General features: G+C 67.5%; 12 protein-coding genes. 3 read left to right on the top strand and 9 right to left on the bottom strand.

Annotation, left to right across the window (positions count from 1 at the left end; genetic code table 11):
• Positions 1–47: 47 nt before the first annotated feature.
• The 5 genes from ACP2AH_RS18345 to pdxY form a co-directional block, all read right to left on the bottom strand.
• Positions 48–1,610, bottom strand: a complete 1,563-nt coding sequence (locus ACP2AH_RS18345; protein WP_425107125.1) for an ABC transporter ATP-binding protein — start codon at positions 1,608–1,610, stop codon at positions 48–50.
• 260 nt (positions 1,611–1,870) lie between these two features.
• Complete coding sequence (locus ACP2AH_RS18340; RefSeq protein ID WP_425107124.1) at positions 1,871–2,911, bottom strand: BMP family protein; 1,041 nt, start codon at positions 2,909–2,911, stop codon at positions 1,871–1,873.
• A gap of 119 nt (positions 2,912–3,030) precedes the next feature.
• Entirely contained in the window at positions 3,031–3,783 is a 753-nt protein-coding gene (locus ACP2AH_RS18335) for an NUDIX hydrolase (RefSeq protein WP_425107494.1), read from the bottom strand.
• A 30-nt stretch (positions 3,784–3,813) separates the two neighbouring features.
• Positions 3,814–4,710 carry a PhzF family phenazine biosynthesis protein gene (locus tag ACP2AH_RS18330; RefSeq protein WP_425107123.1) on the bottom strand — a complete coding sequence of 299 codons (897 nt, stop codon included), beginning with the start codon at positions 4,708–4,710 and terminating at the stop codon, positions 3,814–3,816.
• A 4-nt stretch (positions 4,711–4,714) separates the two neighbouring features.
• Positions 4,715–5,563, bottom strand: a complete 849-nt coding sequence (gene pdxY / locus ACP2AH_RS18325) for a pyridoxal kinase PdxY (protein ID WP_307019974.1) — start codon at positions 5,561–5,563, stop codon at positions 4,715–4,717.
• A gap of 154 nt (positions 5,564–5,717) precedes the next feature.
• Between pdxY and ACP2AH_RS18320 the strand changes: the two genes are divergently transcribed.
• The 3 genes from ACP2AH_RS18320 to ACP2AH_RS18310 all read left to right on the top strand — a co-directional run bounded on the left by ACP2AH_RS18320 (position 5,718) and on the right by ACP2AH_RS18310 (position 9,014).
• Positions 5,718–6,986 carry an amidase gene (locus ACP2AH_RS18320; protein WP_425107122.1) on the top strand — a complete coding sequence of 423 codons (1,269 nt, stop codon included), beginning with the start codon at positions 5,718–5,720 and terminating at the stop codon, positions 6,984–6,986.
• Between the two features lie 150 nt (positions 6,987–7,136).
• Positions 7,137–7,904, top strand: a complete 768-nt coding sequence (locus ACP2AH_RS18315; protein ID WP_425107121.1) for an outer membrane protein — start codon at positions 7,137–7,139, stop codon at positions 7,902–7,904.
• Between the two features lie 129 nt (positions 7,905–8,033).
• Positions 8,034–9,014: an aliphatic sulfonate ABC transporter substrate-binding protein gene (locus ACP2AH_RS18310; RefSeq protein WP_425107120.1), complete on the top strand. Its 981-nt coding sequence runs from the start codon at positions 8,034–8,036 to the stop codon at positions 9,012–9,014.
• Positions 9,015–9,070: 56 nt separating this feature from the next.
• Here the strand turns inward: ACP2AH_RS18310 and ACP2AH_RS18305 are convergent, their stop codons facing one another.
• From ACP2AH_RS18305 to ACP2AH_RS18290, 4 genes are all read right to left on the bottom strand, one after another.
• Entirely contained in the window at positions 9,071–9,880 is an 810-nt protein-coding gene (locus ACP2AH_RS18305) for an LssY C-terminal domain-containing protein (protein ID WP_425107119.1), read from the bottom strand.
• 5 nt (positions 9,881–9,885) lie between these two features.
• Positions 9,886–13,629, bottom strand: coding sequence for a methionine synthase (gene metH, locus ACP2AH_RS18300; RefSeq protein ID WP_425107118.1), 3,744 nt, complete (start codon positions 13,627–13,629; stop codon positions 9,886–9,888).
• Positions 13,630–13,642: 13 nt separating this feature from the next.
• Entirely contained in the window at positions 13,643–14,014 is a 372-nt protein-coding gene (locus ACP2AH_RS18295; protein WP_425107117.1) for an endonuclease domain-containing protein, read from the bottom strand.
• Between the two features lie 218 nt (positions 14,015–14,232).
• Positions 14,233–14,427 (bottom strand): hypothetical protein, encoded by a 195-nt coding sequence (locus ACP2AH_RS18290; protein ID WP_425107116.1) that lies wholly within the window; start codon positions 14,425–14,427, stop codon positions 14,233–14,235.
• Positions 14,428–14,459: the final 32 nt, after the last annotated feature.

The raw sequence follows: 14,459 nt of genomic DNA, 5'->3' as shown, positions 1-14,459 counted from the left end.
CCCGGCAAAGCCGGGCCTCGAAGGATGCTCGTTGTCATCGAACGCCATCACGCCGCCTCCCCCACGCCATGGCCGGCCATCATGAGCCCGACCGTGCGCACATCCAGCCCCTCGGCCGGCAGCGCCGGCGACAAATGCCCGGCATGGACCACGGCGATGCGGTCGGAAAGGGCGAAGAGTTCGTCGAGATCCTCGGAGATCAGCAGCACCGCCGCGCCGCGCCCGCGCGCGGCGATCAGCCGGCGGTGCACATCCGTGGTGGCGCCGATGTCGAGGCCCCGCGTCGGCTGGTGGGCCAAGACGAGGCGCGGCGCGCGCTCCAGCACGCGGGCCAGCACCACCTTCTGCATATTGCCGCCCGACAGGGCGCGGATCGCCGCGTCCGGGCCGGGGCAGCGCACGTCATAGGCCTGTATCGCCTCCCTGGCGCGGGCGCGGATGGCGGCGCGGCGGAGGAGGCCGGCGCGCTGGTTCTCCGGCGCGGCGATGGTCTCCAGCACGAAATTCTCCGCCACGGTCAGCGCGCCGATGGTGCCGTCGCGGTGGCGGTCTTCGGGAATACGGCCGACCCCGGCGGCCACACGTCCGGCCGGATCGGCGGCGGCGAGGCGCGCGCCGTCGAGCCGCGCCTCCCCGGCACGGGGCGCGGCAAGACCCGCGACCAGCGCCGCCAGCGCCCCCTGCCCATTGCCGGAGACGCCGGCGATGCCGACGATCTCGCCGGCGCAGACCTCAAGGTCGGCGGCTTCCAGCCGGTCGCGCGCGGAGGGAGCGCCAACGCTGACGCCGCTCAGGCTCAGCACCGGCGCGCCGGGGGTCGATGGCGGGCGCTCGCGCGCGGGAATGGCGCGGCCCACCATGAGTTCGGCCAAGGTCGCGCGGTCGGCGCCGGCGGTGGGCCTGTCGGCGACCTTGGCGCCGCCGCGCAGCACCACCACCCGCTCGCACAGCGCCAGAACCTCGTGCAGCTTGTGACTGATGAAAATGACCGCCAGCCCCTTCCCCGCCAGCGCCCGCACCGTGGCGGCAAGGCTGTCCGCCTCCTGCGGGGTGAGCACGGCGGTCGGCTCGTCGAGGATGAGCACCCGCACGTCGCGATAAAGCGCTTTGAGGATTTCGATGCGCTGCTGTTCGCCCACCGACAGCCGCGCCACCGGCACGTCGAGATCGACGGCAAGGCCGCTCTCCTCCATCAGCCGGGCGATCTTCGCCCGCGCGCCGCGCCCGCGCAGCTTGAGGCTCCACAGCGATTGCGTGCCGAGCACGATGTTCTCGAAGCCGGTGAGGTTTTCGGCGAGGGCGAAATGCTGGTGCACCATGCCGATGCCCGCCGCCAGCGCCGCCTGCGCCGAGCCGCCCGGCAGCGGGCTCAGCTGCCCGTCGGCGCCGGCGATCGCGACGCTGCCCTCATCGGCGATGTAATGGCCGAACAGGATGCTCATCAGCGTGGTCTTGCCGGCCCCGTTCTCGCCCAGCAGCGCCACGATCTCCCCGGCGCGCACATCGAGGTCGATGTGGTCATTCGCCACCAGCGGCCCGAACCGCTTGGTGATGCCATTGAGCGAAAGGACGAGCGGGCGGGGATCGGGATGCCGAGAATCGGGGTGCATGGAGCGTCCATGTGAGGAAAGCGGCCCTACTGACGGGCCCTCATGCCCGGGCTTGACCCGGGCACCCAGTGGGGATGCCGACCCAGCCCCCTGGATCCCCGGGTCAAGCCCGGGGATGAGGGAGGAAGGGCGGTCGGTCAGCGCTCCCGGAACGACTTATGAACGTCCGGAGTGACCGCTGTTTGGGCGAGGTTCCAAACCCCTCACCCTGACCCTCTCCCCGACGGGGAGAGGGAAGAAGGCGGCACTGTGATGCCGCCTCACAGCGTCGATTTGGGCTCGGCATCGTTGACGTTGACGCGGAAGAGACCGTCCTTGATCTCCTTTTCCTTCACCAGCACCATCTCGATCACCTCAGGCGGCACCAGCTTGGGGTCGAGCGGGGCGAGGCTGGCGCCGCCTTCGGCCATGTAGCTGTAGGGGCCGTAATCGGCGGCGACGAAGGTGCCCTCGGTCACTTCCTTGATCGCCTTGTCGATGGTCGGCTCCATCTGCCACAGGGCGGAGGCGATGATCGTGCCGGGGTACTGGCTCGACGTGTCGATGACGTTGCCGATCGCCTTCACGCCGCGCTCCTTGGCGGCGTCGGAGACGCCGAAGCGCTCGGCGTAGAGCACGTCCGCGCCCTTGTCGATCTGGGCGAAGGCGGCCTCCTTGGCCTTGGGCGGGTCGTACCAGGAGTTGATGAAGGTGACGATGAACTTGACGTTCGGGTTCACCGAGACCGCGCCTTCCATGAAGGCCTGCATCAGCCGGTTCACCTCGGGAATCGCGTAGCCGCCGACAAGGCCGATGATGTTCGACTTGGTCGCCTTGCCCGCCACCATGCCGGTGAGGAAGGACGGCTCATGGATGAAATTGTCGAACACCGAGAAGTTCGGCTTGGTCGGGCCGAAGGAGGAGCCCATGAGATAGGCGGTCTTGGGGTAGTCCGCCGCCACCTTGCGGGCCGGGCGCTCCACCGCGAACACTTCGCCGACCACGAGGTCGGCGCCCTCTTCCGAATATTGGCGCATCACGCGCTCATAATCGGTGTTGGCGACGTTCTCGGAGAATTTGTAGGTGATGTCGCCGCGCGCCTCGGCGGCTTTGAGCGCCTTGTGGATGCGCGACACCCATTGCTGCTCCACCGGCACGGTGTAGATGGCGGCAACCTTGATCGGCTTGGCCTTGCCGGCGGCGAAGGCCTCGCGGCCGGCGGCGGTCAGCGCCAGCGCGCCCGCGCCGAGCGCCAGCAATTGCCGCCGATCGAGCATACCTGACGAAAAAAGCGGCAGGCTTCCAGACGACTTGCGCAGCATTTCCTGTACTCCCCGAATAAGCTCCGGCGACCGGCCCCAGCTCAGCGCCGCGATGACCCTGCCCATGCGAGGGCCATGCCATTTTCGAACTGATTGGTCCGAAAAGTCACGGCCTCATTCTACCCTGTCCCCTGCCCTGTTCCCATGGCCGCCGGTTGGTCTGCCCAAGCCTGCGCGAGATAGCGGCGAATGAGGGGCGACATGCCCTCGGCCAGGTCCTGCGGCCCGCGCACCACCAGCACCTCGTCGAATTCCGGCCTCTCATCACCCGCGCCGAAGCGCCGGATGCGGGCGGCGAGCGCCTCCGCCTCCTCATGGGCGCGCACCTCGCGCAGCAGCGCCAGCCGGCGCTCATCGTGCAACGCCGTCCAGCCGGGGGCGAGCGTGATGTCGGCGGCAGTGAGGCCGGTCTCCTCGGTGAGCTCGCGCCGCACGCTGCCCTCGAGATCGACCGTTCCCTCGGGGGTGAGGTCGGTGAGGTCCGGCGTGCCGGCGGCGAAATAGATGCGCCCGGCATTGGCGGTCCATTGCGCCATGCGGATCATGACGAAGCCGCCATCCGCCCCGCGCAGCGCGCCCATGGCGAAGGAGACGCGCAGGCTCGGATGCGCGCGCTCGCCCCCAAGCAGCCAGAGCAGCGCGGCATAATCGGCCTCGGCATAGTCCGCCACCAGCCGCCGCTCCTCGAAGCGGTGGGCGTCGAGCAGCAGCACGCGGCCGTTCCACAGCGCCGGATTGGCCGCCTTGCGGGCGGCGTAATGCGCGTCGATGGCCGACCGCTCCTCCGGCGTGAAAATGAGCGGCGCTGGCGCGAGCCGCGCCTCGACATGGTCGAGCGTGCGCAGCGTCAGCCCATCCGGCGCCGCCGCCATGCTCACCAGCGTTCCGGGCGGCCAGCCGGCTCAGACATGCAGCACGCCTTCGGAGACGATGACCGCGCCGCCGCCGATGGTCACGGCGGTCAGCGCGCCGTCTTCCACCTTGAGGCCGAGCCGCACCAGGCTGGGACGGCCCATCTCGACGCCCTGCAGGATGTCATAGGCATGGAAGCCATCACCCGGCTGCTCGCCGGCCAGCAGCGCCGCCGCCAGCGAAGCGGCGGCGGAGCCGGTCGCGGGGTCTTCGTCGATGCCCATATTGGCGGCGAACATGCGGGCGCGGAAATCGCCCTCGCCATCCTCGTCGCGGCAGAACACATAGACGGAATCGGCGCCGCCGCCGAAGGTGGAGATGAGCCGCGCTGCGCTCGGGCTGATGCGCGCCAGCGCCGAGCGCGAGGCCAGCGGCACGCAGACAAAGGGCACGCCGGCGGAGGCGATCACCGGGCCATAGCCATCAAAGCCGATATCGGACGTGTCGAGGCCCAGCGCCTGGGCGCAGGCCTCGCGCGTCATCGGCGCGGCGTCGAGGATTTCCGGGATGCGCGGCACGGTGAAGGTGGCGCTGCCGGAACGCTCGCTCCGCACGGCAACATGGCAGGCCACCGGCCCGACATTCTCCTCCAGCACGAAATCGTCGCTGGTGGTCACGCCGTCGCGCAGCGCCAGCAGCACCGCCGCGCCCACAGTCGGATGGCCGGCGAAGGGCAGTTCATGGCTGGTGGTGAAGATGCGCAGCCGCGCCCGGTTCGCCTCGTCCTGCGGCGGCAGGATGAACACCGTCTCCGAGAGATTGAACTCGCGGGTGATCGCCTGCATGTGGTTGCCGTCGAGCCCCTCCGTGTCGAGCACGACGGCCAGCGGATTGCCGGAGAGTGTCCGGTCGGTGAAGACGTCGAGCACAACGAAGCGGCGGGCCATGGGGTCAGATCTTCTCCGGGGTGAACAGGCGGGACGGGGTGACGAATTCGTCCTGGGCGGCGACGGTGAGGATTTCGCGCGAGCCCGCCGCCGCGGTGCGGGCGAGCAGCCCATAGGCGGACGACGCCGCCTTGGCGAGCGCCTCGGCGGTGGAATGGGTCGCCTTCCAGTGCACGAAGAACAGCGCCGCGATGGCGTCGCCCGCGCCGTTCACCGAAATGTCGAGCTTGGGGGTGCGCAGGCGGAAGCGCCCGTCCGGGCCGGACGCCATCAGGTCGATGGAATCCTCCGGCGTGTCCTCGGTGTGCAGGCTCGTGACCATGATGACGCGCGGCCCGCTGGCATGCACCGCGTCGCAGGCCGCCGCCGCCTCATTGAGCGTGGTGGAGGAGCGGCCGGAGAGATAGTCCAGCTCGAACTGGTTGGGGGTGATGAGATCGGCCGCCGGCACCGCCCGGTCGCGCATGAATTCAGGGATGCCCGGCCGCACGAACACGCCGCGCCCGACATCGCCGATCACCGGATCGCAGCAATAATGCGCTTCGGCATTCGCCGCCTTCACGCGGCCCACCGTGTCGAGAATGGCATCGCCGATCTCGGCCGAGCCCATATAGCCGGAGAGCACGCCGTCGCAGCGCGGCAGAACGTTGCGATCCTCCAGCCCCCCGACCAGTTCGCGGATCAGATCGGCGCCGAAGACCTCGCCGCGCCAGGCGCCATAGCCGGTGTGGTTGGAGAACTGCACCGTGTGCAGGCCCCACACCTCATGCCCGAGCCGCTGCATGGGAAACATGGCGGACGCATTGCCGACATGCCCATAGGCCACCCAGGACTGGATCGACAGAATATTCATACGACGCGCCCCACCTTTACTGACGATCCGCGCTTAGCGCCCCGAAGGCAAGCGCTCAAACGAAATTCCGCGCGGCTCCCATAAGCGGAATCGATGCGTCGCCGGCACGCGGGCTCTTGTCGCGAATCCCCGCCCATGCGACAGGCTTAAGGCCATGACAGAGATGCTCTCCGCCGCCGCCCTCGCCCAGGCCGTCCACGCCGGACGCCTCTCCCCGGTCGATGTCGCCGAACGCTGCGCCGAGGCGATCCGCGCCCGCGAGGAAGAGGTGCGGGCCTTCGCCAGCCTCGACCTGCCGGGGCTGCTGGAGGCCGCCGCGCGGCCGGGACTCGCGCAGACGCCGCTGGCCGGGCTGCCCGTTGGGGTCAAGGATATTCTCGATACGGTGGACTTTCCCACCGAGCGCGGCTCGAAACTCTTTGCCGGCTACCGACCCACAACCGATGCAGCCATTGTACGTATGGCGGCGCGGGCGGGCGGGCTCATAGCCGGCAAACTGGTGACGACGGAATTCGCCTTCCTGCAGCCGAGCGTTACCCGCAACCCGCGTCGCGTCACCCACACGCCGGGCGGCTCGTCCGCCGGATCGGCGGCGGCGGTGGCCGCGGGCATGCTGCCGGTGACGATTGGCACCCAGACCGGCGGCTCGATCATTCGGCCGGCCTCCTTTTGCGGCGTCACGGGCTACAAGCCGTCCTTCAAATTGCTGCCCGTGCTGGGGCTCAAGCCGTTTTCCTGGTCGCTCGACACGATCGGCCTGTTCGGCGCCCATGTCGCGGATGTCGCCTTCGCCGCCGGGGCACTGACCGGGCGCGACTTCGCGCTCACCGACGACATGCCGGCCCCGCGCATCGCCGTGGTGAAGACGGCGCGCGCGGCGCTGGCCGCGGCCGACGCCCATGCCGCGCTCGAGGCCGCCGCCGCTGCCGCCGGCAAGGCCGGTGCGCAGGTCACGGTGCTCGATCTGCCGGACGCGGTCGAGGCGGCGGACGAGGCGCATGGGGTGGTGCAGGGCTATGAGGCCGCGCTCGCTTTCGCCGACGAATGGGACCGCCACCGCGACGCGCTGTCGCCGACGCTTTCGACCTATCTGCAAGGCGCCGCCGCCCTCACCCCGGAGCAGTATGATTCCGCCCGGCGCACCGCCCGGCGCGGCCGTCACGCGCTCGCCGACCTCTACACCGACTATGACGCGCTGCTCACCTTCTCGGTGGCCGGCGAGGCACCAGAGGGCCTGGCCAGCACCGGCTCGCCGGCGTTCAACCGCCTGTGGACGCTGACCGGCAGCCCGTGCCTCAACATTACCGGCCTTACCGGCGCCACCGGACTGCCGATCGGCGTGCAGCTCGTCGGCCGCTTCGGCCGCGACCGCGAGCTGATGCAGATCGGCCGGTTCCTGGAGCGGGCCATCGTCGCCGCATGAGACCGGTTTCCGGCCCAAGCGCCTGCGGCCTGACAAAAAGTTGACGCCGTTTCTGTCGCAGAAAACGGTTTGTTAACGACACCGGCAGAGGCTTTGTTAAGTACGCAGGACTAGGTTGCCCCCATTCCATTTCCTTCGGGGGCGTTCCTCATGCGTATCAAGTCTCTCCTCCTCGGCACCGTCGCAGTGGCGGCTCTCGCCGCTCCGGCTCTCGCGGCCGACCTCTCCTACCCCGTCAAGGCGGCGCCCGTCGCCGCTTACGTGCCGGCCTTCACCTGGACCGGCGTCTATCTCGGCGGCAATGTCGGCTATGGCTGGGGCGATGGCTCCGCGCCGTGGAACAACTATCTGCTGTTCAACCACAGCGGCTATGATTCCATCGTCGCCAATGGCGGTTCCAACCCCACCGGCTGGTTCGGCGGCGCGCAGATCGGCTACAACTACCAGCTGGCGAACAATGTCGTTCTCGGCGGTGAAGCCGATTTCAACTTCGGTTCGATGAGTGACACGCTGAACTACACAGCCACCGACATCGGCACCCCGACTATACGGCAGTTCGGCTCGATCGACACCAAGATCGAGTCCTTCGGCACCGTGCGCGCCCGCGTCGGCTATTCCATGGACCGCTTCCTCCCCTATGTCACGGGCGGTCTCGCCTGGGGCAATGTGAAGGTCAGCGAAGGCTGGAACAGCTATAGCGACGGCAACCTCTCCGCGTTCGGCGGCAACTCGCGCAGCGACACGCTGTGGGGCTGGACGCTGGGCGGCGGCGTGGAATACGCCATCACCGACAACTGGACCGTGAAGGCCGAGTATCTCTACATCGACCTCGGCGACATCACCTGGGACGGCGCTTCGGGCACCAAGCTGGACATGTCCATGTCCACCCTCAAGGCCGGCGTGAACTACAAGTTCTGATCGCCGCAGCCCTGTCTGCCACAAGGCCCCGGACGGCAACGTCCGGGGCTTTTTGCATTATGGTTCGAGCGAAGCTGGACAGGTCATCCATTATTATATTAAATCTATATACTAATGGATATTTCGTTGATGTCCCGCATTTTTTCCCGTCGTTCCCTCATCCGCGTGGCCGGAGCGGCCGCCGCCGCCGTGACACTGGCCGCGACCCTGCCGGTCCACGCCCAATCGCCGGAAACGGTACGGATTGGCTATCAGCGCTCGTCGACGCTCATCGCCCTGCTCAAGGCGGATGGCTCGCTCGAGAAGGCATTGGCGCCGCTCGGCGTGAAAGTCAGCTGGCATGAATTCACCAGCGGGCTGCCGCTGCTGGAGGCGCTCAATCTCGGCAAGATCGACGTGACGGCCGATGTCGCCGACACGGTGCCGGTCTTCGCCCAGGCGGCGGGCGCCAAGCTGGTGTTCTTCGCCGAGGAGGCGCCCTCCCCGTCGGCGCAGGCCATTCTCGTGCCGGAGGGCTCGCCCATCGCGAGCCTCGCCGAGCTGAAGGGCAAGAAGATCGCCGTCACCAAGGGTGCCGGCAGCCACTATCTGCTGCTCGCCGCGCTGGCCAAGGGCGGTCTCACCTTCAAGGACATCGAGCCCGCCTATCTGACGCCGGCGGATGGCCGCGCCGCCTTTGTCGGCGGCAATGTGGACGCCTGGGTGGCGTGGGACCCCTTCCTCGCCACCACGCAGGCGCAGTCCAAGGCGCGCATTCTCGCCGACGGCACGAACGGGCTGGCGAGCTACAAGCGCTATTACCTCACCTCGGAAGAGTTCGCCGCCAAGGGCGCCCCGGTCATCGCCCTGCTGTTCGACCAGCTCAAGGCGAAGGGCGACTGGGTGAAGGCCAACCCGAAGGCGGCCGCCGCCGAACTCGCCACGCTGTGGGGCATCGATCCCGCCGCCGTCGAGGTCGCGAATGGGCGGCGCAGCTACAAGGTGGGGGCCGTCACCAAGAACGGGCTCGCCGAGCAGCAGAAGATCGCCGATGCCTTCCTCGCGGAAAAGCTGCTGCCCCGTGCCGTCGATACCAGCGCCGTGGTGATCTGGCAGCCCGCCAGCCAGTAGCCTGTCAGGCCGCAGCGCCGGAGCCGGCGACGATCCACCTCGTCGCCGGCACTTCTTCAGTCCACCCCGAGCAGCGACGCCGCCGCGCTCCACACCGCGTTTTTCACCCCGACGCCGGGCGGCGAGGCGACGATGGTGGGCGGGTTGGGGTTCTTCTCGCCATTGGTGGTCAGCCGGGCGAAGGTGACTTCCCCATCGGTATAGTAGCGGTCGCCGCCGCCATTGCGGCCGAACAAGGTGGGGCCGAGGCCGGTGACCTGATAGACCGTGCGCACCATACCGGCGGCCTTGAGGTCGTCGATCAGCAGGTCGCGCACCGCATCGACATTCGCGCCGATATGGTGGGTCACGGCGCCGGTGTAATGGCTGAGCCCGACGCCCTTGTCATAGGTGGCCGAGCCGAGCCACACCGGGGCGCCCTCCTTGCCGCTGTCCAGCACCTTCCAGAAGCGCACATGGTCGCGCCGGTCGGCGCTGCGGCCGACCTCCTTCTCGAAGGCGAGGTCTTCCACCCGCCCGTCATAATAGAGCGGGCTCACCGGCGCCTGCGGATCGGGCCGGCGCAGCAGCACCGAGCCGACAATGGCGAGGCTCGATTTCAGCGTGATCGGGTCCGCCGGCAGCCAGCCGGCCGCGTTCATGGCGTGGAGGATATCCTCCCTTGTGCCGACGAGCCCGACATCGATCGGGTCGCCGGGAATGCCCTGCTTGGTCTGCGTCACCATCGGCATGTGCTTGATGCCGGGCTGGTGCTCGTGATGCGTCCACAGCCGCGGCAGCATCACATAGGCGAGCGCGGCCCAGATGACGAGCGCGACCAGCGCCCACATCAGCACCTTGCGCGTCTCGCCATCCAGCACGCTCACCGCCCCTACTCCGCCGCCTGCGACCGCAGGCTGAGCGGGTCATAATTGAGCACCGGGGCCAGCCAGCGCTCGGCCTCCTCCACGCTCATGCCCTTGCGCGCGGCATAATCCTCGACCTGGTCGCGCTCGATGCGGCCGACGCCGAAATAGGCGGCCTCGGGATGGGCGAAATACAGCCCCGACACCGCCGCCCCCGGCCACATGGCGAAGCTTTCCGTCAACTCGACTCCGATCTCAGCCGTGGCGTCGAGCAAATTGAAAAGAATCGCCTTTTCCGTGTGGTCGGGTTGCGCGGGATAGCCCGGCGCGGGGCGGATGCCGCGATAGGCCTCCTGGATGAGGTTCTCATTCTCCAGCCGTTCATCCGGCGCATAGGCCCAGAATTCCGTGCGCACCCGCTCATGCATGCGCTCCGCAAACGCTTCGGCAAGACGGTCCGCCAAGGCCTTGAGAAGAATCGAGGAATAGTCGTCGTTCGCGGCCTTGAAGTCGTCGGAGCGCTCCTGCTCGCCAAAGCCGGTGGAAACGCAGAAACCGCCGATATAGTCGGGCACGCCGGTCGAGGTCGGGGCGATGAAATCGGCCAGCGCCAGATTGGTGCGGCCCTCGCGCTTGGCCATCTGCTGGCGCAGCGTGTGCAGCGTGGCGCGCTCGGCCGAGCGGCTGTCATCCGCGAACAGCACAATGTCGTCGCCCACCGCACCCGCCGGCCAGAATCCGACCACGGCGCGGGCGGTGAGCCATTTCTCCGTGACGATCCTGTCCAGCATCTTGCGCGCATCGTCATAGAGCGCGCGCGCGGCCACGCCGACCTTGGGGTCGTCGAGAATGGCGGGGTAGTGGCCGGCGAGTTCCCAGGACTGGAAGAACGGCGTCCAGTCGATATAGGGAACCAGTTCGGCGAGGTCGTAGTCGCTGAACACCTTTGTGCCGAGGAAGGTCGGCACCGGCGCCGTATAGCTGGCGAAGTCCAGCGCCAGCCGGTTGGCGCGGGCGTCCGCCAGCTTCACCCGCACCTTGTTGCGGTCGCTCTTGGCGTGGGCGTCGGCGACCTTGGCATATTCGGCACGCAGGTTGGCGACGTAGTCGGTGCGGGTGTTGTCGTTGAGCAAATTGGAGACGACGCCCACCGCGCGGCTGGCGTCGGTGACGTAGACCGCCTGCCCGCGCACATATTGCGGGGCAATCTTCACCGCCGTGTGCACGCGCGAGGTCGTGGCGCCGCCGATCAGCAGCGGCACCTCGAAGCCTTCGCGCTCCATCTCGGCGGCGACATGCACCATCTCGTCCAGCGAGGGGGTGATGAGGCCGGACAGGCCGATCACGTCCACCTTCTCGGCCTTGGCCACCTCAAGAATCCTTGCCGCCGGCACCATGACGCCGAGGTCGATCACCTCGTAATTGTTGCACTGCAGCACGACGCCGACGATGTTCTTGCCGATGTCGTGCACATCGCCCTTCACGGTCGCCATCAGCACCTTGCCGGCGGAGGAATCCCCGGTCGTGCCGTTGTCGATCTTCTCCTGCTCCATGAAGGGCATGAGATAGGCCACCGCCTGCTTCATCACCCGGGCGGACTTCACCACCTGCGGCAGGAACATCTTGCCGGAGCCGAACAGGTCGCCGACCACGTTCATGCCGGCCATCAGTGGGCCTTCGATGACGTGCAGCGGCCGGGCGACGGACTGGCGCGCCTCTTCGGTGTCCACCTCGACGAAATCGGTGATGCCGTTGACCAGCGCGTGCTCCAGCCGCTTCTCCACGGCCCATGTCCGCCACGTCAGATCGGCTTCCCTCTTCTCGCGCCCGCCGCCCTTGAAGCGCTCCGCCAGCGCCAGAAGACGCTCGGTGGCGTCTTCGCGGCGGTTGAGCACCACATCCTCGCAGGCCTCGCGCAGTTCCGGTTCGATCTCGGAATAGGGCGCGAGCTGGCCGGCATTGACGATGCCCATGTCCATGCCCGCCGCGATGGCGTGGTACAGGAACACGGCGTGCATCGCCTCGCGCACCTGCTCATTGCCGCGGAACGAAAAGGACAGGTTGGAGACGCCGCCGGAGATGTGGGCGTGCGGCAGCTGCTGGCGGATGGCGCGGGTCGCCTCGATAAAGGCGACGCCATAGCCCGCATGTTCCTCGATGCCCGTCGCCACCGCGAAGATGTTGGGATCGAAGATGATGTCCTCGGGCGGAAAGCCGACCTCGTCGACAAGGATGCGGTAGGCGCGCGAACAGATCTCGATCTTGCGCTCGAATGTGTCGGCCTGCCCCTTCTCGTCAAAGGCCATCACCACCACGGCCGCGCCATAGGCGCGCACGAGGCGCGCATGGTGGCGGAACGCCTCCTCGCCTTCCTTCATCGAGATGGAATTGACGATGCCCTTGCCCTGGATGCACTTCAGCCCGGCCTCGATGACGCTCCATTTGGAACTGTCGACCATGACCGGCACGCGGGCGATGTCCGGCTCGGCGGCGAGCAGGTTGAGGAAGGTCACCATCGCCTTCTCGGAATCGAGCAGGCCCTCATCCATGTTGATGTCGATGACCTGCGCGCCGTTCTCAACCTGGTCGCGCGCCACCGCCAGCGCGGCGGTGTAGTCGCCATTGGTGATCAGCTTGCGGAAGCGGGCCGAGCCGGTGACGTTGGTGCGCTCGCCGACATTGACGAAGGGGATGATCGGGGTCAGCTCGAACGGCTCCAGCCCCGACAGCCGCAGCATCGGCTCGATCTCAGGAACGACGCGCGGCGCGTGCGGCGCGACCGCCTCGGCAATGGCGCGGATATGGTCCGGCGTCGTGCCGCAGCAGCCGCCGACGATGTTGACGAGGCCGGAGGCGGCGAATTCGCCGACCAGCTTCGCCATCGCCGCCGGGCTCTCGTCATAGAGGCCGAATTCGTTGGGCAGGCCGGCATTGGGATAGGCGCAGACCAGCGTGTCGGCGAGGCGCGAGAGCTCGTCGATATGGGCGCGCATCTCCTTGGCGCCGAGCGCGCAGTTGAGCCCGATGGAGAAGGGCTGGGCGTGGCGCAGCGAGTTCCAGAACGCCGCCGGCGTCTGGCCCGACAGGGTGCGGCCCGAGAGGTCGGTGATGGTGCCGGAGATCATGACAGGCACGCGGATGCCGCGTTCCTGGAACAGCCGCTCGATGGCGAACACCGCCGCCTTGGCGTTCAGCGTGTCGAAAATGGTCTCGATCAGTAAGAGGTCCGCCCCGCCATCCAGCAGCGCGGCCGCCTGCTCGCCATAGGCGGTGGCGAGTTCGTCGAAGGAGGTGGCGCGAAAGCCGGGATCGTTCACGTCGGGCGAGATCGAGGCCGTGCGGTTGGTCGGGCCGATGGCGCCGGCGACAAAACGGCGGCGGCCATCCTTCGCTTGCGCGAGGCGGGCGGCGTCCTTGGCGAGCTTGGCGCCCTCGAAATTGATCTCGTAGACGAGGCTCTCCATGCCGTAATCGGCCATGGCGATGGTGGTGCCGGAGAAGGTGTTGGTCTCGACGATATCCGCCCCGGCCATGAAATAGGCGAGGTGGATGTCGCGCACCGCGTCGGGCGCGGTGAGGTTGAGCAGGTCGTTATTGCCCTTGAGGTCGCGGTTCCACGCCTTGAACCGCTCGCCGCGATAGCCCGCCTCATCCAGCTTCAATTGCTGGATCATCGTTCCCATGGCGCCGTCGAGCACAAGAATGCGCTCGCGCGCGGCCTGATGCAGGGCGTCGAGGGTGTCGGAGGTCAAGGTCGGGGCGTTGGCCATGACAGAGCACTTTCTACTCCCTCTCCCTGTCGGAGAGAGGGTTGGGGTGAGGGGTACCTGCGCGCATCGCGTCAACGATGGTCAGCAGGACACCGTCCATGTTTGTCAGCACGTCGTTATTCCAGAAACGGATGACCAGATAGCCACAGGCTTCGATCACCCGCGTCCTCGCCTCGTCGGTCGTGGCCGTATGCTGACCACCGTCGAGTTCGATTACCAGCTTCGCGTCGACGCAGAGGAAATCGACGATGTATTTATCAACCGGCGCCTGCCGGCGAAACTTCCATCCGTCGAGGCGGCGGTCGCGCAACCGCGACCAGAGGAGAGCTTCGGCGTCCGTGTGGTCTCGTCTCAGCCGCCGCGCTCTCGAAATGCTGCCATTCATCTCCCCTCACCCGGCGCTGCGCGCCGACCTCTCCCCAACGGGGAGAGGTTAAATCAGCTTTCGACCAACCTTCTACTCCCTCTCCCCGGCGGGGAGAGGGGTGGGGTGAGGGGCTGCGGCGCGAACCCATGGGGCCGATGCCATCACCCCGTCGCGTTGCAGGTCAATGACCTTTTTCGAGCTTTTCGAGACGCTTCTCGATGGCTTCGATACGGTCGTCAAACTCCGGAGGCGTAGCGGCCGAGCACGGATTCACCATGCATGGCCTGCTTGAGGCTTTCGATTTTTTTATCCAGACCCTCGAAGCGAAGATCGTGCTCCACCAGCTTGCGATCCACCCGCTCGAAGCCCTCTTTCATCTCCGCGCGGATCTCGCGCAGCAGCGTCAGGATGAAGTTGTCCGGCTCGCTCATCGACCGTCTCCGTGGAAGGCCCCTACTATAGG

The sequence above is a fragment of the Ancylobacter sp. genome (assembly GCF_965249975.1).
Classification (GTDB): domain Bacteria; phylum Pseudomonadota; class Alphaproteobacteria; order Rhizobiales; family Xanthobacteraceae; genus Ancylobacter.
Note: the sequence above shows the minus strand (reverse complement) of the source record. Positions and strands in the feature narration are given on the sequence as shown.